General features: G+C 66.7%; 19 protein-coding genes. 14 read left to right on the top strand and 5 right to left on the bottom strand.

The window, feature by feature from the left end:
* Nucleotide 1: 1 nt before the first annotated feature.
* From ACILR9_RS32625 to ACILR9_RS32660, 8 genes are all read left to right on the top strand, one after another.
* The gene (locus ACILR9_RS32625) at nt 2-1156 is read left to right on the top strand and encodes a glycosyltransferase (protein WP_395714162.1); all 1155 of its coding nucleotides are present in this window, start codon (nt 2-4) and stop codon (nt 1154-1156) included.
* An 11-nt stretch (nt 1157-1167) separates the two neighbouring features.
* Nucleotides 1168-1533: an STAS domain-containing protein gene (locus tag ACILR9_RS32630; RefSeq protein WP_395714163.1), complete on the top strand. Its 366-nt coding sequence runs from the start codon at nt 1168-1170 to the stop codon at nt 1531-1533.
* An 83-nt stretch (nt 1534-1616) separates the two neighbouring features.
* Nucleotides 1617-2756 carry a polysaccharide biosynthesis/export family protein gene (locus tag ACILR9_RS32635; RefSeq protein ID WP_395714164.1) on the top strand — a complete coding sequence of 380 codons (1140 nt, stop codon included), beginning with the start codon at nt 1617-1619 and terminating at the stop codon, nt 2754-2756.
* Between the two features lie 45 nt (nt 2757-2801).
* The gene (locus ACILR9_RS32640; RefSeq protein WP_395714165.1) at nt 2802-3809 is read left to right on the top strand and encodes an HlyD family secretion protein; all 1008 of its coding nucleotides are present in this window, start codon (nt 2802-2804) and stop codon (nt 3807-3809) included.
* A complete protein-coding gene (locus tag ACILR9_RS32645; RefSeq protein WP_395714166.1) occupies nt 3809-5089 on the top strand; it encodes a hypothetical protein in 1281 nt (426 codons plus the stop codon). Before ACILR9_RS32640 ends, ACILR9_RS32645 begins: the two co-directional genes overlap by 1 nt.
* 2 nt (nt 5090-5091) lie before the next feature.
* Nucleotides 5092-5808 (top strand): ABC transporter ATP-binding protein, encoded by a 717-nt coding sequence (locus tag ACILR9_RS32650; RefSeq protein WP_395714167.1) that lies wholly within the window; start codon nt 5092-5094, stop codon nt 5806-5808.
* Nucleotides 5809-5821: 13 nt separating this feature from the next.
* A complete protein-coding gene (locus tag ACILR9_RS32655) occupies nt 5822-7066 on the top strand; it encodes a glycosyltransferase (protein ID WP_395714168.1) in 1245 nt (414 codons plus the stop codon).
* Between the two features lie 7 nt (nt 7067-7073).
* Nucleotides 7074-8372: a glycosyltransferase gene (locus ACILR9_RS32660; RefSeq protein ID WP_395714169.1), complete on the top strand. Its 1299-nt coding sequence runs from the start codon at nt 7074-7076 to the stop codon at nt 8370-8372.
* Between the two features lies 1 nt (nt 8373).
* Here ACILR9_RS32660 and ACILR9_RS32665 read toward each other — a convergent pair whose 3' ends face one another.
* From ACILR9_RS32665 to ACILR9_RS32675, 3 genes are all read right to left on the bottom strand, one after another.
* Nucleotides 8374-9336: a hypothetical protein gene (locus tag ACILR9_RS32665; RefSeq protein ID WP_395714170.1), complete on the bottom strand. Its 963-nt coding sequence runs from the start codon at nt 9334-9336 to the stop codon at nt 8374-8376.
* Nucleotides 9337-9343: 7 nt separating this feature from the next.
* A complete protein-coding gene (locus tag ACILR9_RS32670; protein ID WP_395714171.1) occupies nt 9344-10750 on the bottom strand; it encodes a mannose-1-phosphate guanylyltransferase/mannose-6-phosphate isomerase in 1407 nt (468 codons plus the stop codon).
* A 365-nt stretch (nt 10751-11115) separates the two neighbouring features.
* The gene (locus ACILR9_RS32675) at nt 11116-12309 is read right to left on the bottom strand and encodes a cyclic nucleotide-gated ion channel (RefSeq protein ID WP_395714172.1); all 1194 of its coding nucleotides are present in this window, start codon (nt 12307-12309) and stop codon (nt 11116-11118) included.
* A 91-nt stretch (nt 12310-12400) separates the two neighbouring features.
* Here ACILR9_RS32675 and ACILR9_RS32680 point away from each other — a divergent pair, with 91 nt between their 5' ends.
* The 6 genes from ACILR9_RS32680 to ACILR9_RS32705 are packed head-to-tail and all read left to right on the top strand — an operon-like array spanning nt 12401 to nt 20481.
* The gene (locus tag ACILR9_RS32680; RefSeq protein ID WP_395714173.1) at nt 12401-14479 is read left to right on the top strand and encodes a hydantoinase/oxoprolinase family protein; all 2079 of its coding nucleotides are present in this window, start codon (nt 12401-12403) and stop codon (nt 14477-14479) included.
* Between the two features lie 11 nt (nt 14480-14490).
* The gene (locus ACILR9_RS32685) at nt 14491-16164 is read left to right on the top strand and encodes a hydantoinase B/oxoprolinase family protein (RefSeq protein ID WP_395714174.1); all 1674 of its coding nucleotides are present in this window, start codon (nt 14491-14493) and stop codon (nt 16162-16164) included.
* Nucleotides 16165-16207: 43 nt separating this feature from the next.
* Complete coding sequence (locus ACILR9_RS32690) at nt 16208-17221, top strand: TRAP transporter substrate-binding protein (RefSeq protein ID WP_395714175.1); 1014 nt, start codon at nt 16208-16210, stop codon at nt 17219-17221.
* Nucleotides 17214-17765, top strand: coding sequence for a TRAP transporter small permease subunit (locus ACILR9_RS32695; RefSeq protein WP_395714176.1), 552 nt, complete (start codon nt 17214-17216; stop codon nt 17763-17765). Before ACILR9_RS32690 ends, ACILR9_RS32695 begins: the two co-directional genes overlap by 8 nt.
* A gap of 3 nt (nt 17766-17768) precedes the next feature.
* Complete coding sequence (locus ACILR9_RS32700) at nt 17769-19070, top strand: TRAP transporter large permease (RefSeq protein WP_395714177.1); 1302 nt, start codon at nt 17769-17771, stop codon at nt 19068-19070.
* A gap of 46 nt (nt 19071-19116) precedes the next feature.
* Nucleotides 19117-20481 carry a glutamine synthetase family protein gene (locus ACILR9_RS32705; RefSeq protein WP_395714178.1) on the top strand — a complete coding sequence of 455 codons (1365 nt, stop codon included), beginning with the start codon at nt 19117-19119 and terminating at the stop codon, nt 20479-20481.
* Between the two features lie 43 nt (nt 20482-20524).
* Here ACILR9_RS32705 and ACILR9_RS32710 read toward each other — a convergent pair whose 3' ends face one another.
* Together ACILR9_RS32710 and ACILR9_RS32715 are read right to left on the bottom strand one after the other, a co-directional pair.
* The gene (locus tag ACILR9_RS32710) at nt 20525-21208 is read right to left on the bottom strand and encodes an ankyrin repeat domain-containing protein (RefSeq protein ID WP_395714179.1); all 684 of its coding nucleotides are present in this window, start codon (nt 21206-21208) and stop codon (nt 20525-20527) included.
* Nucleotides 21209-21358: 150 nt separating this feature from the next.
* Nucleotides 21359-21871: a class I SAM-dependent methyltransferase gene (locus ACILR9_RS32715; RefSeq protein WP_395714180.1), complete on the bottom strand. Its 513-nt coding sequence runs from the start codon at nt 21869-21871 to the stop codon at nt 21359-21361.
* Nucleotides 21872-22084: the final 213 nt, after the last annotated feature.

Genomic DNA, 22084 nt, shown 5'->3' on the forward strand with positions numbered 1-22084 from the left:
GATGCTTGCCGCCGTGCTGGCCTGGATCGGACTGGGATGGTGGGCCTTCACCACGGTGATCCATTGGCTGAGCGCCGCCCTGGCGCGGCGGCGGCGGCCGGCGGCGGCGGCGCATCATGCGGCGGCCGATTTCAGCATCGTGGCGCCGCTGGCCGGGCGGCATGACGCCTCGCCTGCCTATATCGGAGCGCTGGAGGAATTGTCGCACCAGGGGACCGAGGTGTTGATCTGCGTCGCTGGCGAGGGCGACGAGGCGATCGCGCAAACCCGCGCATTGTGGCCTGCCGCACCGATCCTGATCGGCAGCGACGACACCTTCAATCCGAAGATGAACAACGTGCGTAAGGGATTGGAGGCGGCCAGCCGGTCCGTCGTCGTCTTGTGCGACGCAGGGGTTGCCGTGACATTGGACGACCTCCGGCGTGCGGCGACGGAATTGTCCGACAAGGTGGGCCTGGTCCTCGGGCTCAAGGCCGGCTGGGCACCGGCGAATTTTGCGGCGGAGCTCGAATGCGCCTACATCAATGGACATCAGGCCCGCTTCCTGCTGGCGGCCGACAGGCTCGGCATGCCGGTGGCGTCGGGCGGCATGACGGTCCTTGCCCGCGGCGTGCTGGAGGAAATCGGTGGCCACCAAGCGTTCCTCAACTACATCGCCGATGACTACTCGATCGTGCGCACGATGCGCGATCGGGGCGGGCGCACCACTTGGCTCGGCAACACGATGCCGCACCTGCCGGTCGGCCAACGCAAATGGTCGGACGTCTGGCGCCGCCAGGTCCGCTGGGCGTCGACCCGTCTCAACCTGACGTGGGAGGTCAGAATGCTGGCCCTGCTCGATCCGGCGATCGGCTGGTTCCCCTCCGGTGTTGCCGGAGCCGCAGGGCTGGTTGCATTGGGCTGGGCGCCAACCCAGATCGCGATGGCCCTGCTTGCCCACAGCGTGGCCTGGTTGGCGGCCGAGGCCTGGTTCCTGGCGGCCTATGGTCTGCCGTTCGGGCCACGGGCCTGGGCCGCCTCGCTGGCGCGCGAAACCCTCGTTCCCGTCCTTCTCATCCAGGCATGGCGGGGACGGCGCAATATCGACTGGCGGGGCACAGATCTCGCCGCGGGCTGGCGGCCGGCAGGGGATGACCCTTCCAGGCGCTACGTATGAGGACCGACAGCATGGCTGACATCACAACCGTCCGCCTTCCCGAGCGCGTGGATTCAGCGACGTCGGCCGCCGTCGAGGTGTCGATCGTCGCCGCCCTGCGGCCCGGCGCGCACGTCGTCGTGGATGGCAGTCCCGTGACCTACATGAGTGCGGCCGGCGTCCGGGTCTTGGCGATCGCTCTGCATCGTGCCGTCGAGGTGGAGGCCCGCATCGTGTTCTGCAGTTTCAGGGGCGCTGCGGCCGACTGTCTGTTGGTGAGCGGCTTCGCCCAACTCTTCGATGTCGCCGATTCAGTGGCCGAGGCCGAGCAGAGATTGCACGGCCGTCCGGTTGACGGGCAGGTGCGGCGCTTGCACGCGTGCGGCGGCGCGGGTTAATTACCAGCCGGCTGATACAAGGTCATGGGATGGGCGCGGGCGCCGGCCGATATATGGTGTCCGTTCCGGACGGAGATCGGAATTTGACGACTTCGAGCTGGCTGCGCGCGACGGCGCGAACGATTGCCATTGTTCTCGGCTTGGCTCTAGGCGTCAGTGCGTGCACGGCTTTGCCCGGCGACGGTCCTTGGATGGGGGGCGCCCAGGGCACGAGCACCGAGGCGCTGCCGTTCGACGTCATCGACCTGACCCCGACCACGGTGGTGGGGTACCGGGTGCAGGCCGTCGACAAGCCCTCGACGACCGGCAGCCTTTCGGCCGGCCTGCGCGTCTCCGTGGCGCCCGGCGATACGCTCAAGGTGCGCATCTTCGAGCGCTACGCCGGAAATATCTTCCCGACCGTCTCTACTCAGGCCTCCGACCTCGGCGTCCAGCGCGTTGCAGAGGACGGCACCATCAGCGTGCCGTTCGTCGGCTCGGTCCAAGTGGCTGGTCTCGATCTGCCCCAAATCGAGCGCAGGATCGTCCAGCAGCTCGGCAACAAGGCGCAGGACCCGGAAGTCATCGTCGAGTTCGACACCGTGCGCGGACAGACGGTGATGGTGGCAGGCGACGTCAAGAAGCCCGGTCGCATCTCTCTGCTCGAAGGAGTTCGAAGCGTCCTCGATGCCATCAACCAGGCGGGCGGGCCGAACGGAATCCAGGGTGCGACGTCCTCGGCGAATGCGCTACAGGTCGTGGTTCGCCGTCAGGGGCAAGTCATCCTGACGATCCAGTTCTCCGACCTGCTGGCCGGCGGCGACATCCCTGTCCAGAAGAACGACGAGATCGTCGTGCGCGTCAATACGCGGGTCTACACCGTGCTGGGCGCGGTCCAGAAATCGGGCAATGTCGAGCTGAGCAAGCACGATCTGAGCCTGCTCGAGGCGCTCGGCAATGTCGGCGGGCTGGCCGACGCGCGAGCAAACAAAACAGGCGTTTATGTGTTCAGAATGGGGGATTTGCTGACGAATCCCACAGCTCGGGCGCGCGTTTTTCGACTGGACCTCTTCCAACCTGTGTCTATCTTTGTGGCCCAGCAATTTGGGGTGCAGCCGCGCGACGTGATCTATGTGACGAATGCGCCTCTGTACGAGTACGACAAGGCCCTGACGGCCATCTATCGTACGTTCTCGATCATCGGCATTGGCCGCGGCACTCTGCCGATCACCACAACCTTCTAATGCGGCCTTCGAGCGCCGCGCAGGGAATTCTGGTAGGCTTCGACGATGGCCCGAGCGAAAAAATTCAGGTGGGGGGCGACTACGCTGCTGTTCGTGGTTGTCCTGGCCGGAGTGGCCATGTGGATGGCGCCCAGCCGCCAGACCAGCAGCGCGCAGGACGCACCGCGGCAGCAGCCCAGCCAGCCGGCACTGATTGCCCGCGGCTATACGGATGCCCCGGCCGGCACGGCGGTCATCGCCGGCGATCCGGCGGGCGGCTCGACGCTGATCGAGTTGCGCATCAAGGACGGCCAGACCGTCAAGAAGGATGAAATCGTCGCCGTGCTATCGAACTATCCGCGCGCCGACGTCGCCGTCCGCACGGCTGAGGCCGGCCTGGAGAAGATGAAGCAGATGCGCGAGACCATGACGAGCGGCGCGCGCGTCACCCAGATCGCCATGGCGGAGGCCTCGATCAAGACGACGATCGACGACAACCGTCTGAAGGCCCTCGAGTTGCAACGCTCGAGCAAGCCGCCGGATCAAAAGGAACTCGAGCTCAGCCTGGCGCAGCAGGGCCTCGAGCGGCAGAAGACGTCGCTGTTCCTGCAGAAGCAGTCGCTCGCTGCCGACCTGAAGATGATCGAGCTCGACATCGCCAATGCCCAGGCGAGCCTCGATACGGCGAAGACCCAGCGCGAGGAGTCCTTGGTGCGCTCCCCGTTGGACGGCATCATCGTCCAGATTTTCGCCCGCCAGGGTGAGCGGATCGGCGGCGCCGGCATCGCCAAGGTGGTCGACATGCGGCAGTTGCGCGTCCTGGCCGACGTCGACGAGCTCCAGATCGGCAGAGTCGCGCCGGGCGGCAAGGTCGACGTCACGTTCCGTGGCAGCTCGACGATCTACAAGGGCACGATTGCGCGTGTCGCGCCCACGGTGAAGCGCATGCAGCGCGTCGAGCCTGACGGTGGCACGTCGACCGATGCCCGCGTCGTGCAGGTCGAGATCGAGATCGACGACCCGTCCAGCATGCCGCAGGTGCTGGGGCGCGAGACCCGCGTCACCTTTCTCTGATGGCTCTCGTCCTGCCTGACGTACCGGCGCTGCGCGGGCGGTTGTCGCGCCTGCTGCGCTGGCGGCCGCAATTCTCGCTCGACCGGTTGCGCGAGTCGGCACGCACGGCGCGGTCGATGCCGCTCGGCGCCCAGCAGCTCAAGCGCCAGCGCACCAGCACGCTCCTGTCGCTGGCCGGCGTCACGGCGAGCCTGCTGGTCATCTTCGCCCAGCTCGGCATCGAGCGGGCGGTCTACGAATCGTCGATCCGGCTCCATCGCATGGTCAACGGCGATCTCGTCGTCGTGCCGTACGGCTTCAAGTCCCTGCAGCTCCATACCGAGGTTCCGGTCGCCGTCACCGATATCGTCGAGACGAACCCGGCGGTGGTCAACACCGCGCCGTTTTGGTTCGGCGTCATGTCGATCCAGCATGCCGGGATGTCGACATCCCGTCGAATCGCGTGGTACGCCATCGATCCCGAGCGTCCGGCGGTCGACGTGCCGGGCCTGCGGGACAATCGTTACAAGCTGCGCGAGACCCGCCGCATCCTCTACGACCGCGATTCGCGGCCCTATTTCGGCAATCTTGCCGAGGAGGCGGAGGCCGGCAAGGAAGTGCCGGTGCTGGGGCCGCCCGACAATCGCGGCCTGCTGCGCCAACTTTTCGTCGTCGGAAACTTCGCCGTCGGGCCGAACGTGCTGAACGACGGCGCCGTCATGATGTCCGAGCAGACCATGGCGGAGGTGTTCGGCGCTTGGTGGTCGGACCGACCGGCTTTCATCGCCATCAAGCTGGCGCCGGGCTTCGACCTGGCGGCGACCCAAGCCCAGCTCAACCGGTCGCTGGCCGGCCGCGGCGAGGCGATCACCCTGCTGGAGTTCGAGAAGCGCGAGCGCAATTACTGGTCGCGCGAGACGCCGGTCGGCTACATCACCGATCTCGGCTTCCTCATGGGCGTCATGATCGGCATGGTGTTCATCTACTACGCTCAATACCAGATCATTCGTTTCTACCTGCCAGAATACGCCATCCTGAAGAGCCTGGGCTACGGCTGGTGGTTCTTCCTGTTCATGATCGGCCAGATCGGCGCAGCCATCATCACGCCGTCCTTCCTGCTGTCGTTCACGCTCGGGCGCATGGTCTATGGCGCCACCGAGGCCGCCATGCATCTCGGCATGACGATGGGCCTGCGCGAGATGGTGGTCGCCCTGACCGCCTGCGTGATCATGACCGTGGTGTCGAGCCTGTTCGCGATCCGCCGCCTGTGGAAGGTCGATCCCATCATGTTGTTCGAGTGACCATGTCGGCCGGCAGCGAGAATTTCGGCCCTCCCGTCGTCGAGACCGTCGACGTCCACCACCACTACGGCGAAGGGCCGCAGCGGACCGACGTGCTGTTCGACATCAACATGCAGGTCCGCGAGGGCGAGCTGCTGATCGTCACCGGGCCGTCCGGCTCGGGCAAGACGACGCTGCTCACCATCCTCGGTACAATGCGCCGGCCTTCCGAAGGCAAGCTGCGCCTGCTCGGCGCCGACATCGTCAACATGCAGGGCCGCGCGCTCGACGTGTTGCGCAATCGCATTCGCTTTCTGTTCCAGAAGCGTAACCTCCTGTCGTCGCTGACCGCATTGCAGAACGTCATGGCTGGCGTGTCGACCACGCCCCTGTCGGACCCGGACTGGGACGAGCCGCGCGCGCGCCATCTGCTGGGCCTGCTCGGCCTCGCCGACAAGATCGATTCCTGGCCCGACGAGCTGTCGGGCGGACAGCAGCAGCGCGTCGCGATCGCCCGCGTCATGATCGGCTTGCCCGACCTGATCATCGCCGATGAGCCGACCTCGGCGCTCGACCGCGTCGCCGGGCGCCTGGTCGTCGATCAGCTGAAGGATCTCGCCATGCGCGCCAAGTGCGCGGTCGTGCTGTCGACGCACGACGAGCGCATCTTCGACGTGGCGTCGCGCCGCCTCCACATCGAGGACGGCCGCTGCTTCGAAGTGCCGATCCACTACCACTGACCGGCGGGCAGCCGTGCTGCTGACGGTGATTGATCTCGTGGTGTTGCTGGCCTTCCTGGCCCAGTTCGCCATCGCAGGCTACTTCCTCTATTTGGTCTACTGGCTGTTCGAGCAGCCGGCGGTCGAGCCGCCCGGCCGGGACCTGCCGGCCGATCTGCCGCACGTGCTGGTCCAGATTCCGGTCTTCAACGAGCCGACTGTGGTCGAGCGGGCGCTGGTCGCCGCCGCCGCGCTCGACTGGCCGCGCGAGCGGCTGTCGATCCAGCTGCTCGACGACAGCACCGACATCACCTCCGACATCGCCGGCCACGTCGTGCGCCGGCTGGAGCGCGAGGGGGTCGCCGTCGAGCATATCCGGCGGAGCGATCGCCGCGGCTTCAAGGCGGGTGCCCTGGCGGCCGGTCTCGCCCGTTCGGAGGCGCCTTACGTAGCGGTGTTCGACGCCGACTTCGTGCCTCCGCCCGGCTGGCTGCGCGGCGCCATGGCGGCGCTGCTCGCCGAACCGAAGGCGGCCTTCGTGCAGACGCGCATCGAATGGGGCAACGGTGCGCGCACCTGGCTGACCCGCGCCCAGCGGCTGATGCAGGATGCCCATTTTGCCGTCGAGCAGGACGTGCGGGCGCGGCGCGGCGTGCCGTTCCAGTTCAACGGCACCGGCGGCATCTGGCGGCGCGCCGCGGTCGAGGAGGCAGGCGGCTGGTCGCACGACACCCTGTCGGAGGATCTCGATCTCGTCCTGCGCACCTCTCTCGCCGGTTGGCACGGCGTGTTCCTGATGGAGCCGCACGTCGTCGGCGAGCTGCCGGAGCGGCTCGACAGCTATTCCCACCAACAGAGCCGCTGGTCGAAGGGCTTCGTCCAGGTTGCGCGAAAGCTGCTCGGCCCGATCTGGAATTCCGAGTGGTCCGGAGAGGCCAAGTTCACGACGACGATCGCGCTTGCCCAGCAGCTCATCTTCCCGGTCCTGGTCGTTGGCGTCGTCGCCCTGGTCCTGTCGATCATCGGCCACGGCCATCTCGTCGGCTTCTTCCGCTTCCTGATGTGGCTGTGGTTCGTGACCCTGCTCGCGGTCCTGTTCGGCATGACCTGGGGCGCCTACCGGCGACTGAGGCGGGGCGATCTCGTGCAATATCTCGTCACTGCCGCCAGCGTGCCGGCCCTGATCGTCTATCTCGCCGCGGCCAACGCTGGCGCCATTGTCGCGGCGGGCTTCGGTCGCAAGACCGAGTTCAAGCGCACACCCAAGACAGGGATCTGATCCTCCGATGGCCATGCTCGCCACGCTCGCACTCGTCCTGGCCGCGGTCTTCGCCGTCTGCTGCATGCTGCTCGCCGCCTTCATCGGCAGCCTGCTCTACATGGTCGTGCTGCATCACCGCCTGAAGGCGCGCGGACTCGCCCGCGAGCGTGCGTTGCTCGCCACGCCGTTGCCGGCCGACGCCGGGTTGCCGCACGTCGTGGTGCAGATCCCGTCGTTCAACGAAGGTGGCGTTCTGCGCCGGGGAATCGAAGCGGCCGCCCGGCTCGACTGGCCGCGCGACAAGCTGCACATCCAGGTGCTCGACGACAGCACCGACGAGACTGCCGAACTCGCCCGCGCCGTCGTGGCCGAGTTGCGTGCCGACGGTGTCGACGCCGTCGCCCTGCAGCGCATCGATCGCAGCGGCTACAAGGGCGGCGCGCTGCACGAGGCGATGCAGCAAACGCCGTACGACTACTTCGCCATCTTCGACGTCGACTACGTGCCCTCGCGCGACTTCCTGCGCGTCTGCATGCGGCCATTCTTCGCCGAGCCGCGCACGGCCTTCGTCCAGGCCCGTTTCGACTTCCTCAATCCGCACGAGAATTCCCTCACCGAGATGCAGATGGTGACGCTCGACGCCCATCTCGGCATCGAGCAGGCGACGCGCTGCTGGGCCGGCCATCCGCTGCCCTTCAACGGCACCTGCGGCATCTGGCAGCGAGCCGCCATCGAGGTGGGCGGCGGCTGGAAAGGCGACACCGTCACCGAGGACCTCGATCTCACCTATCGCGGCTGGGTCAAAGGATGGCGCGCCCTGTTCCTGACGAGCGTGCCGGTTCCCGGCGAGCTGCCGGCGGACCGCAAGACCTGGCTTCGCCAGCAGCAGCGCTGGCAGGACGGGTTTCGTCACGTCTCGCTGCGCATGGTCCCCGAGATCCTGCGCAGCCGCGACATCACCCCGGCGGCCAAAGGCGCGGCGCTGCTGCATCTCTGCATGTCGTTGAACCAGCCGGTGCTGCTGATCGGCGTCGTGTCGGGGCTGCTGGCGGCGCTGCTTGCGCCATCGCTGATCCCGTCCCTGCTGATGCTCTTCCTCGTGACGCTCGCCTGGGTTCTGTTCTGTGCGACGACGTTCTTGCGCGCCGGGCACAATTTCATCCGCGGCGGCGAGATGTCGCCCGGCCGCTTCGCGATGGTGCTGCTGCGCTACGTCGGTGGCCAGTTTGCGATGCTCACCCGTTCGCTCGGCGTCCATCTCGTGAAGGCGCTGAACCGGCCGAAGCCGATCGTGTTCGACCGCACGCCCAAGCGGGGGGCGTAGCCTAATCCGGCCTGCTCTCGCGCAGCAGCGGGTGATGGGCGCAGCGCAGCCCGCCACCCATCCTGATCGGCCCGTCGAAGGGCAGGGGAATGATCTCGACCTTGCGTCGTCGCAGCTCGTCGATCACGCGGCCGTTGCCGGCATCGACGATCATGCGGCCTTCCTCGAGCACCAAGCCGTTGGTGGCGAGCCGGTTCGCCTCGTCGACCGACACGACGATCTTGTCCCAGTCGCGCAACGCCATCGGCAACCCGTCTATGAGCTTCTCCGGGCAGTGGATCAACAGGCCAGGCTTGACCAGCGCCAGGCAGCAATCGAGGTGGAGGACGTTTGATTTCATGGCAACCGGGATGATGCGGTAGCCCTCGCCGAGCAGGGCCTTCAACCAGTCGGCACCGGCCAGGTCGGAAGCGCAGCCTGACATGCCGACGTAGATCTGGCGGCCATTGAGCAGGACATCGCCGCCCTCGAGGAACGGCCCGTCGACGCAGCCCGGCGAGCCCAGCGGCACGCTCGACCATCGGGCGCCCGTTTCCTGCACCGCGCGCCGAACGATCGGCCGCAGCCCGTAACGTTCGCGCTGGCGGCAGATCAGGCGCAGCGAGGCGTCGACGACGTGGTCACCGACGACAATCATGGGATCGCGAGGGAAGAGCTGATCGCCCTCGCCGTTGGGCGCAAGGAACGTACGCTCTGCTCCAGACAGGCGCTGCGGCCTGTGCACGGCAAGGCCTTCGCGTGCCAGAAGCTCCGCCAGGTCTTCGACTTGTTGCTCGCAGCGCCTGGCCCAGTCGGCATCGATGTCGATCAGGCGGCGGCCGGCATGGCGCCGCGACAGTTCGGCGACCTCGGCCGGCATCCAGCGCGCCGATTCTTCATAGTACAGGACGAGGTCCTCGGCCGGCGCGATGCCGACGACGACCTCGCGCAATTTTCCCCATTCGTGGTGGGCGCCGAATCGCATCGCACGCCTACGCCCGTGCGTAGATGTCCTCGTAGCGGGTGATGTCGTCCTCCTCGAGGTAGTCGCCGGTCTGGACCTCGACCACCTCGAGCGGCTCGGTGCCCGGATTGCTGAGCCGGTGCACGCCGCCCTTGGGGATGAATACCGATTCGTTCTCGTGCAGCGTCATGATCTTGCCGTCGAGCGCGACCTCGGCCACCCCCTTGACCACCACCCAATGCTCGGCGCGGTGCTTGTGGCTCTGCAAGCTGAGCTTTCCCTTGGGATTGACCGTCATGCGCTTGGCGCGGAAGCGCTCGCCGCGGTCGATGTCCTGGTAGCTGCCCCACGGACGGTGCATCATGGCATGCTCGGTGGCGGCCTTGTGGTTGCCGTCCGACATGCGTTGCACGACATCCTTCAGCCGCGGAAGGTTGGCGCGATGGCCGACCAGCACCGCGTCGTTCATCGCCACCACCACGACCTCCTCGACGCCGATCACGGCGGTGAGCGGACCGTCGGAGCGGATGTACGAGTTGCGCACATGGTCGATCTCGACCGGGCCTTCGACGACGTTGCCGGCGCTGTCCGATTCGCCGATGTCGAGCAGCGCATCCCACGTGCCGAGGTCGGACCAGCGGAACCTGGCCGGCACAACCCAGCACTTGTCGGTGCGTTCCATGACGGCGTAGTCGATCGACTTGGCTGGCGCCTTGTTGAAGGCGTCGGCGTCGAGGAACACCGTCGAGCCCACCTTGCGTGCCTTGGCGACGGCCTCCTCGGCGGCAGCGGCCATCGCCGGCTCGAAGCGGGCCATCTCCGAGAGGAGCGTATCGGGCGCGAACAGGAAGTAGCTCGCGTTCCACATCAGCCCTTCCTGGATGTAGCGCAGCGCCGTCTGCGCGTTGGGTTTCTCGACGAACGCCGTGACCTTCCGGGCGCCGCCGAGATGCTCACTGCCCGGGCGGATGTACCCATAGTCGGTCTTGGGCTCCGTGGGCGGAATGCCGAAGGTGACGATGCCGCCCGCGGCCACCGCAGGGAGGCTTTCGCGGCAGGCGGCGCGGAATTCCTCGACGCCGATCACCATGTGGTCGGACGCCATGGCGAGCACGGCTTCCGCACCCAGCGTGCGGGCATAGGCCGCCGCCGCCGCCATGGCTGGGCCCGAATCGCGCCGCTGCGGCTCGATCACGACGTCGATCTCCATGCCGATTTCCCTGGCCTGCTGCTCGGCCATGAAGCGATAGGAATCGTTGGTCGCGATCACTGGTTTGGCGAACAGGCTGCGGTCGGCCACCCGAAGCAGGGTCTGGTGGAAGGTCGATTGCTTGCCGAGCAACGGAACGAACTGCTTTGGCATGCTTTCGCGCGACAGAGGCCAGAGCCGTTTGCCGGAGCCTCCGACCAGGATGACGGGCGTGATGAGGGGCATTCGTCAGCTTTCTCGAGCAGGATGTCGCCGGGTAACGGGCGGCGATATAGCCGAAGGGCAGCGGTCGGCCAATGGGCGCTGCCGGTCCTGGCTGGTCACCGCGGGGAGCGCGCTACTCATAAGCGCCAATCTTGGTCTGAGACCCAACAAAAACCTCATCCTGAGGACGCCGCGCAGCGGACGGCTCGGAGGGTGGGCTACACACGAAATCGCTGGAAAAGCGGTGTTGCAGCCCGTGTCGCGCTCCCGACCAAAGGGCGAAGGTGGCTCCGCCCGAATCGAGACGCGGCCCTGCAGGCCGCTTCTCAGGACAAGGTCCCTTTGCACGTTCAGAGTGGCGCGCTCCCGGCCAAGAATGATGACCGTCATCGCTTGGTTTCGGCCGCCTGCCGTCCGAGGTTTTCCTCGCGCCGCCGCCGGGCCTCGATCTCGACCGCCTCGGCGAGGGCGGGGATATGCGAGGCGATCTCGTAGAAGTCGCTGGCGTAGAGCACCAGCAGGGTGGTGGGCTTGGTCGTCGCCACTGAGGCCGAGCGCGGCTGACGCTCGAGCAGGGCCATCTCGCCGAAGAAGGCGCCGTCAGTCAGCCTGACCGAGCTGCCGGTCGGCAGTCGGACCTCGACCTCGCCGCTCGAGATGAAGAACATCGAATCGCCGGGGTCGCCGCGCCGCACGATCGTGACGCGCGCCGGGTAATAGCGGGTGCGCAGCTTGCCGACGATCTCCGACAGGGTGACGATGCCTAGTGCGGCGAAGATCGGCACGCGCGCCACCTGATCCCAGACGCGCAAATACTCGCGACGGCGCTCTTCCTGGGCGAAGCCGGTCGCGAGCACGCCGGTCATCAGCGCCAGCACGGTGATGCCGGCGATCATCAGCAGCGAGCCGATGATGCGTCCGCCCGCGGTCACCGGAACGACGTCGCCGTAGCCGGTCGTGGTCAAGGTGACCACCGCCCACCACATGGCATTGGGCAGGCTGCCGAACTGCTGGGGCTGGCTGACGCGCTCCAGCATGTGCGCGGCGGTGGCTGCCAGCATGAGCACGATCACGAACAGGATCAGGATCGAGGCGATCGGAGCCCGTTCGTTGGAAATGACCCGGGCCAGCGTGCTGAAAGCCGGCGCATGCACGCCGAACTTCATGATCCACAGGATGCAGAAGACCGATGCCGTATCGGCCCCGGTGATGACGTAGCCACCGGCCAGCATGATCGCCGGCACGATCGCCAGCACGCCGATCAGGCCTTCGACGGAGAGGGCCCAGTTGAGGCGGGCCCGCAGGCTGGAATGGTGCGCGAAGCGCGGCGTCTCGGGCGCCGCCCAGAGGCGAACGAGATACTCCAGGAGGAATATCACGGTGACCACCCAGATTACCTGGCGCAGAATTGTCGGATAGGGTGGCGAAAGCTCATCCATGGAAAGCAGGATGACCGCCATCAGGCCGATGCCCAGCACGAGGAGATGCACGGCCCGCCAATGCCGGCCGGCCAGGCTGGGGTCGGAATAGCGCAGCACGGTGTAGACCTGCTTGCGCAGAGTCGGGGCCTCGTCGGTCACCTGGCGACCATAAGCAGGCTGGCCTGCGAATTGCAACGCAGGGCCTTCGGGTCTAGGTTCGCGCCCGTTTTCGGGCAGGTCTGGAGCAAAGGTGGCAAGCGATTTGCGGATCGCCGTCGACATCGGCGGCACGTTTACGGATGTCGTTCTGGAGCAAGGCGAGAAGCGGCTGACCCGCAAGGTGTTGACGACACCTCAGCGACCCGAGCAGGCGGTCCTGGAGGGGGTGCGGCTGATCCTGGCCGACGCCGGGCGAGGCTTTGGCGACGTCGCCGTCCTGGTCCACGGCACCACGCTCGCCACCAATGCCATCATAGAGCGCCGTGGCGCGCGCACCGCCCTGCTGGCGACCGAAGGCTTCCGCGACATCCTCGATATCGCCAACGAGAGCCGCTACGACCAGTACGACCTCACGATCGAGAAACCCAGGCCTTTGGTGCCGCGCGCGTTGCGCTTCACGGTGGCTGAACGGGTCGACGTGCACGGCGGGGTGCGTCTGGCGCTCGACGAGGCGGGGGTGAGGGGCATCGCCGGCCGGCTCGAGGCGGAGGGCATCGAGAGCCTCGCCGTCGCCTTCATGCACGCCTACATCAATCCCTCGCATGAGCGGCGCGTGCGCGAGATCCTGAAAGCCGAGCTGCCCGATCTTTGGGTGACCCTGTCGAGCGAGGTCTGCCCCGAGGTCCGCGAGTACGAGCGTACCTCGACCGCGGTTGCCAACGCCTATGTCCAGCCGCTAATGGATTCCTACTTGGCGCGGATGCAGGCCGCCTTGGCGGCTGAAGGCTTCACCGGCACCATCTACCTGGTGACGTCGGGCGGCGGTCTTACCGCCATCGACACGGCCCGCCGGTACCCGGTGCGGCTGGTCGAATCGGGACCGGCCGGCGGCGCGATCTTTGCCGTTCAGATCGCGGCCCGCGCCGGCGAGGCACGGGCGCTGAGCTACGACATGGGCGGCACCACGGCGAAGATCTGCCTGATCGACGATTACAAGCCACACACCGCGCGCCTGTTCGAGGTCGATCGCGCAGCGCGATTTCTGAAGGGCTCGGGCCTGCCCGTGCGCATACCGGTGATCGAGATGGTCGAGATCGGCGCCGGCGGCGGCTCGATCGCCCGGCTCGACGCCCTGAAACGGGTGACGGTCGGGCCGGAGAGCGCCGGCGCCGAGCCGGGGCCCGCCTGCTATGGCCGTGGCGGCATCCGCCCCGCGGTGACCGATGCCAACGTCGTGCTGGGCACCATCGAGCCCGACCATTTCGCCGGCGGCAGCATTGCCCTCGATCTCGACGCGGCGCGCGGCGCCCTCGACCGCGAGGTCGCGGCCGGTCTCGACCTCTCGACGGAGATGGCAGCCTACGCCGTCTACGAGATGGTGTCGGAAAACATGGCGAGCGCGGCCCGCGTCCATGCGGTCGAACGCGGTGCTGCGGTCAGCCAGTACAATCTCATAGCCTTCGGCGGCGGCGCCCCGTTGCATGCCGCCCGGGTGGCCGAGAAGATCGGCGTCCGCCGGGTGATCGTGCCGCCCAATGCCGGCGTCGGCTCGGCGGTCGGGTTCCTGGCTGCGCCGGTGTCCTACGAGCTGGTGCGCAGCCGCTACATGCGCCTCGACGCCTTCGACGCCGCCGCCGCGAGCGATCTGCTCGACGAGATGAGCGCCGAGGCGACCAGCCTGGTAGCGCCCGGGGCGCGCGGCACGCCGACCTTCGAGCGACGCATGGCCTTCATGCGTTATGTCGGACAAGGCCACGAGATCACGGTGCCTCTGCCGCTGCGCCGATTCGGGGCGCTCGACGCCGTGGCGCTGCGCGAGGCCTACGAGCGCGATTACGCCGTGCTGTTCGAGCGCCACATTCCCAATGCCGCGATCGAGATCCTGAGCTGGTCGGTGCAGGTCTCGACCGAGACGCGGCTACCGGCCGTGCAGGCGGCCAGGCCTGCGGCGGGGACGCCGCAACCGGTCGGCCGTCGTCCGGTGTTCGACGGGCGCAGCGGCCGCTCGATCGAGGTTCCGGTCTATCGCCGCGAGCACCTGCCGCCGGGCAGCGCCTTCCCGGGGCCGGCAATCGTCGCCGAGGACGAGACCTCGACCTACGTTTCGGCGAGTTTTGCAGCGCATATCGATGCGTCCGGCTGTATCGTCATGGATCGCAAGGACGCCTGAGGAGCCAACCGATGAGCCAGTCCAACAGCGCCAGCCTGATCGATTTGCAGATCATGTGGAACCGGCTGATTGCCGTGGTCGAGGAACAGGCGCAAACGCTGATGCGCACCGCCTTCAGCCCGATCGTGCGCGAATGCGGCGACCTCTCCGCCGGCGTGTTCGATCTCGAGGGCCGCATGCTGGCGCAGGCGGTCACCGGCACGCCCGGACACGTCAATTCGATGGCCGAGTCCGTGAAGCATTTCCTGCGGCATTTTCCGGTCGAGACCATGAAGCCGGGCGACGCCTACATCACCAACGACCCGTGGATGGGCACCGGCCATCTCAACGATTTCGTCATCACCACGCCTTGCTTCCGCAACGGCCGGCTGGTGGCGTTGTTCTCCTGTACCAGCCATCTCATGGATATCGGCGGCATCGGCTTCGGCCCCGATGCGACCGACGTGTTCATGGAAGGGCTCTACATCCCGATGTTGAAGCTGTTCGACCAGGGGCGGGTCAACGAGACCTTGATGTCGATGATCCGTGCCAACACCCGTCTGCCGGTCGACACCGAGGGCGACGTGTACTCGCTGGCCGCCTGCAACGACGTCGGCGCGCGCCGCCTGGTCGAGATGATGGACGAGTTCGCCATCGACACGCTCGACGCGCTGGGTGAGCACATCATCGCGCGCTCGCGCGAGGCGGTGATCGCCGAGATCGCCAAGCTGCCCAAGGGGACGTGGCACAACGTCATGACGGTCGACGGCTACGACGAGCCTGTGACGCTCGCGGCGTCGCTCACGATCTCGGACTCGGGCATCCATGTCGACTACTCGGGCACCTCGGCCGTCTCGGGGCGCGGCATCAACGTTCCGCATGCGTACACGACGGCCTACACCGTGTTCGGCCTGGGCTGCGTGGTGGCGACGCACATTCCCAACAACGCCGGATCGCTCGGCCCGCTCACCGTGTCGGCACCGGCCGACACGATCCTCAACGCACCTAAGCCCAGCGCCGTCGCCTCGCGCCATGTCATCGGCCAGATGCTGCCTGACGTGACGTTCGGCTGCCTGCGCCAGGTCGTGCCGCAGCGCGTGCCGGCAGAAGGCACGTCGTGCCTGTGGAACATCAATGTGCGCGGCCGCGTGAAGGGCGGCGAGGGCGGGAACTACGGCTTCGGCATGGCGATCACCTCCAACGGCGGCACCGGCGCTCGCGCCGACAAGGACGGCCTGTCGGCGACCGCCTATCCAAGCGGGGTGCGCGGCACGCCGGTCGAGATTGCCGAGACGCAGACGCCGCTGATCTTCTGGCGCAAGGAGTTCCGCCCTGATTCGGGCGGCGCCGGCCGCACGCGCGGCGGGCTCGGCCAGATCATGGAAATCGAGAGCGGCATCGATGAGCCGTTCGACCTGTTGGCGGCGTTCGATCGCATCGACCATCCGCCGCGTGGCCGTGATGGCGGCCTGGACGGTCAGGCGGGTTTGGTGGCGCTGAAGTCGGGACAGACCCTCAAGGGCAAGGGCTTTCAGCTCATCCCGCCGGGCGACCGGCTGGTGGTCATGACGCCAGGCGGCGCCGGCATCGGCAAGCCCGCCGAGCGCGATCGTGCGCAGGTCGCGGTCGACCTCGCCGATGGGTTGATCTCAAAGGAGACCGCCAAGGAGGTCTACGCGTATGCATCGCGGCAGGCCGCGGAGTGATTGAAGAATCGGGGAAGCTGTCAAAAACAGGGAAGAGGGTGTCATGAAACTGGGACGCAGAGAGACCTTGAGGGCCGGCGTGGGAGCAGGTGTGCTGGCTGTCGCAGCGCCCGCGATCGTGCAAGCGCAGGCGCCGTTGAAGATGGACCTGTCGACGGTCTGGCCGGACGGCAACTTCCACACCAAGAACTGCAAGCAATTCGCCGAGGAAGTCGGCAAGGTGACCAACGGCGCGGTGCAGATCACCGTCCATGCCGGCGGATCGCTCGGCTACAAGGGACCCGAGCATCTGAACGCCGTGCGCGACGGGCTGGTGCCGATGGCCGACATCCTGAACATCCAGCAGGTCGGCGACGCGCCTCTGCTCGGCATCGAGGGCGTGCCGTTCCTGGTCGGCAATGCTGACGAGCTCAAGGTCCTGCAGAAATATGCGCGGCCCGAGTTCGACAAGATCGCGACCAGGTTCAACCAGAAGATCCTCTACACGGTGCCGTGGCCGACGCAGTATATCCACTGCAACGTCAAGACCGATACGCTCGACGGCTTGAAGGGCCTCAAGATCCGCGTGCCTGACCGCCAGGCCGGCGACATGATCAACCTGCTGGGCATGGCGGCGGTGCAGATCCCTTGGGGCGAGACGGTGCCGGCGCTGGCCTCGGGCGCCGTGGTCGGCGTCAGCACGTCCTCGGTGTCCGGCGTCGACGGCAAGTTCTGGGAGTTCCTCAAGGTCTTCTACAAGACCAACCATGTCTGGAGCTCGCAGATCGTCACCATCAACCTCGATTTCTGGAAGAAGATCTCGCCAGCCAACCAGCAGGCCATCCTCGACCTCGTCGCCAAGCTGCAGCCCGGCTTCTGGAACGTCTCGGTCGAGGCCGACCAGTCGAGCGCCAAGCGCATGATCGAGGGCGGCATGACCATGATCGAGGTGCCGCCGGCGATGCTGAAGGAGATGCGGACGCGTACCGCGTCGCTGGAGGAAGCCTTCATCGGGCGCGCCGGCCCGGCGGCGCGCGAGATCATCGTCGCCTACAAGAAGGAACTCGGGCGTGCCTGATCGCGCCCGGCCGGGTGCGGCCGGACGCGTGCTCGACGTCATCGACGAACTCTCGATGTGGGGCGCCTGGGGATCGGCGCTCTGCATCGTAGCCATCCTCGGCCTGATCGTCGCCGAGGTCGTGGCGCGCAACCTCTTCAATGTCAGCATCTATTTTGCCTGGGAGTTCAGCGCCTATCTGATGGGCGCTGCCTTCATGCTCGGCGCGGGCTACGCCCTGCGCGCTGGCGCACAGATCCGGGTCAACGTCCTGCTCGAGAACGTGCCGAAGCCGATTGCGCGCTTCTTCGACCTGCTCTCGACGGTTTGCGGAATCGCCATCGGGATCTATTTCACCTGGGCCTTGGCCGAGATGACGTGGCTCTCTTTCGTGCGCGAATCGCGCTCGCCGGAGAAGAGCGAGCTCATGCGCTGGATCCCGCAGTTCCCGCTGGCGCTGGGTTCGCTCCTGCTCACGCTTCAGACGGCGGCTCGGCTCGGCCGCCTGCTGCGCGGCGAGCCGGGCGACGATGCCCGCCTGCGCATCGGCCAGGATATCGAATAGTCCATGTCTTCCATCCTGATCTGGCTGCTCGTGCTGATGACGGCGACGCTGTGCGCCGGCATCTGGATCGGCCCGGCGCTGATCGGCACCGGCATCGTGCTGATCGAAATGTTCACCAGCCTGCCGACCCACAAGGTGATCGCCAATTGGGCGTTCAACGTGCTCACCTCGTCGGACATCGTCTCGCTGCCGCTGTTCATCCTGATGGGCGAGCTGCTGTTTCGCACCCGGCTGTCGCAATCGCTGTTCTCCGGCATCGCGCCGTGGATGAGCTTCCTGCCCGGCCGGCTGTTCCACACGACCGTCATCGGCTGCTCGATGTTCGCCGCCATCTCGGGCTCGTCGGCCGCCACGACGCAGGTGGTCGGCCGCATCACGCTGACCGAGCTGCTCAATCGCGGCTACGACAAGGGCCTGGCGGTCGGCAGCCTCGCCGGCGCGGGCACGCTGGGCTTTCTCATCCCGCCGTCGATCCCGATGATCATCTACGCGGTGCTGGCGGAAGAATCGTTGCTGCGCCTGTTCACGGCCGGCTTCCTGCCGGGCTTTGCCTTGGCCTTCTGCTTCATGGCCTATATGGGCGCGCGCGCCGTGATCGATCCCAAGCTGGTGCCGGCCGATGACCGGACGCGCTGGAGCTGGACCGACCGCCTGCGCAGCCTGATCGAGCTCGGCCCCGTCGCGTTCCTCATCTTGACCGTGCTCGGCACCATGTATGCCGGCATTGCCAGCCCGTCGGAAGCGTCGGCGGTGGGCGTCATCGGGGCGCTGCTGGTGGCGGCCTTCCAGAGGAGCCTGAGCCTGCGCGGCCTGCGCGATGCGCTGCTGGGATCGGTCCAGACGACCTGCATGATCGGCATGATCGTGGTCGGCGCCTTCATCGTCGGTACAGTGCTGGCGAACCTTCGGGTGCCGCAGTTCGTCTCAGCCTCGATCACGTCCTGGCAGCTCTCGCCGTTCGTGCTGATCATGTTCCTGATGGTCTTCTACATCCTGCTCGGCACGGTGCTGGAAGGCTTCTCCATGATCGTGCTCACCTTGCCGATCGTGCTGCCGGTCGTGCTGGCTGCCGGGTTCGACAAGCTGTGGTTCGGCATCTTCCTGATCCTCACCATCGAGATGGCGCAGATCAGCCCGCCGGTCGCCTTCAACCTGTTCGTCATCCAGAATATCACCGGCGATTCCCAGACCTACGTGGCGTGGAAGGTCGTGCCGTTCTTCCTGATCATGATCCTGTTCACGGCCGTGCTGACGGTTTTTCCCAAGTTCGTCACCTGGCCGGTCGATTTCATCCTGTCGAGGTAGATCGCCCTCTGCCAAACTTCGCAGGCTGGATATCCGGGGGAGCTGAATGGAACCGCGCCAGGTAAAGACCGCGGCCGACGCCCGCAAGATCGTCGAAGAACGCGGACTGACCCACGTCAAGGTGGGCGTGCACGATGTCGACGGCATCCTGCGCGGCAAATATCTGCACATCGACAAGTTCAACGCCGCGATTGACGGCGGCATGGGCTTCTGCGACGTCGTGCTGGGCTGGGATTCCAACGACCAGCTCTATGACAACGTCACCTACACCGGCTGGCACACGGCCTATCCCGACGCCACCGTGCGCATCCTGCCGGAGACTTGTCGCGAGATCGCAACCGAGCCCGGCAACCTGCTGTTTCTCTGCGAGTTCGTCGATGGCGCCGAGGCACTCTGCCCGCGCGGCGTGCTGCGGCGCGTGCTCGACCGCGCCGCCCGGATGGGATTCGAGGTCAAGGTCGGCTTCGAGTACGAGTTTTTCGTCTTCGCCGAGACCGCCTTCTCGATTCGCGAGAAGGGCTACAAGAACCTCAAGCCGATCTCGCCGGGCTTCTTCGGCTACTCGGTGCTGCGCAACTCGGTCCTGTCCGACTGGTACAAGGACCTGCTCGCGATGTGCGAGACCATGGACATGGGCATCGAGGGCCTGCACACCGAGACCGGCGCCGGCGTCCTCGAGGCGGCGCTGCGCGTCCGCGATGGCCTGACGGCCGCCGACAGCGCGGCGCTGTTCAAGCTCTACACCAAGGTGCTGGCGCAGAAGCGCGACTGGCTCGCCACCTTCATGGCCAAATGGTCGAAGGATTGGCCGGGCTGCGGCGGCCACATGCACATGTCGCTGTGGCGCGACGGCGCGTCAGCCTTCTTCGATGCCAACGGGCCGCACAGGATGAGCAAGGCAATGCGCCATTTCATCGGCGGCCAGCAGGTGCTGATGCCCGAGCTTTTGGGCATGGTGGCATCCAACGTCAATTCCTACCGCCGGCTCATTCCCGGTTTCTGGGCGCCTACCGTGGCGAGTTGGGGCGTCGAGAACCGCACGACGTCGCTGCGCGTGATTCCGGGATCGGCCAAGTCGACGCGCGTCGAGTACCGGATCGCCGCAGCCGACGCCAACCCCTATCTGGCGCTCGCGGCGGCGGTCGGCTCGGGCCTGTGGGGCATCGAGCATGAGATCGATCCCGGCGAGCCGATCAAGGGAAACTCCTACGAGAAGAAGCATCCGGCCAAGTCGCAACTGCCGCGCACCCTGATGGAGGCGGCCGGCCGCGTGAAAGCCTCGAAGGCGGCCCGCGACCTGTTCGGCGACGCCTTCGTCGATCACTACGCCGCGACCCGAGAATGGGAGGAGCGGGAGTTCCGCAAGGCCATCACCGACTGGGAGCTCGACCGCTACATGGAGATCATCTGACGACGCTATGCACGCCGGAGTCGGCGAACTGACGGAAGTGCCGTCAGCCGAGCTCGGCGCGAAGCCTCACCTCGGCTTCGAGCAGCTCGGCGGCAGCGATATGGCCCGTTGCCTTGGCCCGGCCAATCGCCGTCGTCCCGTCCTTGGCGGTGTGCTTGATGGTGGCGCCGGCATCGATCAATCGCTTTACGATGGCGACGTCGCCCGCGGCGGCGCCGATCAGGGCGGTCCAGCCATTCGCGTCGGTCAAATTCACGTTCGCGCCCGATGTCAGGAGTCGTTCGACGATGGTCCCCGCGCCGCCGAGCGCAGCGCGCATCAACGCCGTCTTTCCCCGGTTGTCGGCGTGATTGGGGTTTGCACCGGCCTTGATCAGATGATCGACCATCTGGACACGGCGGTTTTCCGCCGCCCGCATCAACGCGGTTTTTCCCTTGTTGTCGCAATGCTCGACACTGGCCTTTGCCGACAACAACAGGTCCGCAACGGCGACATGGCCGCCTTCCGCGGACCGCATGAGGGGCGTCATTCCCTTGACGTCGGGAAGGGTCGCATCCGCGCCGGCTGCCAGCAAGCGCTCGACCACCTCGATATGGCCTCGGCCGGCGGCGCTGGCCAGCGCCGTCCACCCGTTCCCGTCGGCGTGGTTGACGTTTGCGCCAGCAGCAAGGAGCTGGCTGATGCCGGCTGCATTGTTGCTGAGAGCAGCCATGATCAGGTCTTCCATCGACGGGCTCTTTCGTAGGACGAGGCGCAAGAACTCGTGCACAGGGGTACGGCCCGAGTCAACGCCCCGCAAGAAGGACGCCAGTGGCGTGAAGCCGGGCCACGGGGCCGCGCCAGCCAGGTAACGGCGTGGCGAGGCTTTTAGACCGGGCTACTGACGCACTCGCTGCCGGTCGGCATGTTCCCGGGACCTTGCCCATTCGCCTGACGTCGCGTGGCCATGGACCCGGGCGTGCGACAGGCGATAGCTCCAGATTCCCATGGGAGGAACGTTGCGCAGTTCGCGCCCCACGAACCGCGCGTCGAGTTCCGGCATCTCTTCGGCGTCGACAGGTGGGCGGAAGCCGTAGGTGTACTGGATGATCGATCCGCCCGGGGGCATGAGGCCGAACGCGGCCGTGTAGCAACTTGCCGCTGCTTCAGGCGCGATGATTCGCATTGGCAGGCCGCTCAGGACGACGCTGACGGATTGAACGCGGGCCCTTTGCCGAATGTCGCCGAGGGCAAGCGCGTTCGCCTGGAGCACGCGCACACCCGCCAAGCGCTGCTCCAGCGTTTGGCAGAGCTCGCTGTCCTGTTCCACCACGATGATCTGTTCCGGGGGACAGCCTGCGTCGATCAACGCCTTCGTCACCGGCCCGGTCCCGGCGCCGAGCTCGAGCACCGGCCCGCCGCCCGGAATTGCCGCCTCAAGGACCGCTTGGGCCAGTCGCCTTGCGGTCCAGGGACTGCTGGCGAAGGGCAGGCCAACGGCCTTTGGGGCTCGAGTCCAGCCCCGCAAGAACGTGAGTCGGTGACCCATCCTGCCCTGTCCATGAGACGAGTGATCCGGTTCAACGCATGGGCTGGACAGCCGTTGCGTCCTGCATCAGGCACG

The organism is Reyranella sp. (assembly GCF_044224635.1).
In the GTDB taxonomy this organism is placed as follows: Bacteria; Pseudomonadota; Alphaproteobacteria; order Reyranellales; family Reyranellaceae; genus Reyranella.

Coding starts and splice junctions, on each gene's coding strand:
- ACILR9_RS32625 (WP_395714162.1), top strand. CDS start 2: ATGCTTGCCGCCGTGCTGGCCTGGATCGGACTGGGATGGTGGGCCTTC.
- ACILR9_RS32630 (WP_395714163.1), top strand. CDS start 1,168: ATGGCTGACATCACAACCGTCCGCCTTCCCGAGCGCGTGGATTCAGCG.
- ACILR9_RS32640 (WP_395714165.1), top strand. CDS start 2,802: ATGGCCCGAGCGAAAAAATTCAGGTGGGGGGCGACTACGCTGCTGTTC.
- ACILR9_RS32645 (WP_395714166.1), top strand. CDS start 3,809: ATGGCTCTCGTCCTGCCTGACGTACCGGCGCTGCGCGGGCGGTTGTCG.
- ACILR9_RS32650 (WP_395714167.1), top strand. CDS start 5,092: ATGTCGGCCGGCAGCGAGAATTTCGGCCCTCCCGTCGTCGAGACCGTC.
- ACILR9_RS32660 (WP_395714169.1), top strand. CDS start 7,074: ATGGCCATGCTCGCCACGCTCGCACTCGTCCTGGCCGCGGTCTTCGCC.
- ACILR9_RS32665 (WP_395714170.1), bottom strand. CDS start 9,336: ATGCGATTCGGCGCCCACCACGAATGGGGAAAATTGCGCGAGGTCGTC.
- ACILR9_RS32670 (WP_395714171.1), bottom strand. CDS start 10,750: ATGCCCCTCATCACGCCCGTCATCCTGGTCGGAGGCTCCGGCAAACGG.
- ACILR9_RS32685 (WP_395714174.1), top strand. CDS start 14,491: ATGAGCCAGTCCAACAGCGCCAGCCTGATCGATTTGCAGATCATGTGG.
- ACILR9_RS32690 (WP_395714175.1), top strand. CDS start 16,208: ATGAAACTGGGACGCAGAGAGACCTTGAGGGCCGGCGTGGGAGCAGGT.
- ACILR9_RS32700 (WP_395714177.1), top strand. CDS start 17,769: ATGTCTTCCATCCTGATCTGGCTGCTCGTGCTGATGACGGCGACGCTG.
- ACILR9_RS32705 (WP_395714178.1), top strand. CDS start 19,117: ATGGAACCGCGCCAGGTAAAGACCGCGGCCGACGCCCGCAAGATCGTC.
- ACILR9_RS32710 (WP_395714179.1), bottom strand. CDS start 21,208: ATGGAAGACCTGATCATGGCTGCTCTCAGCAACAATGCAGCCGGCATC.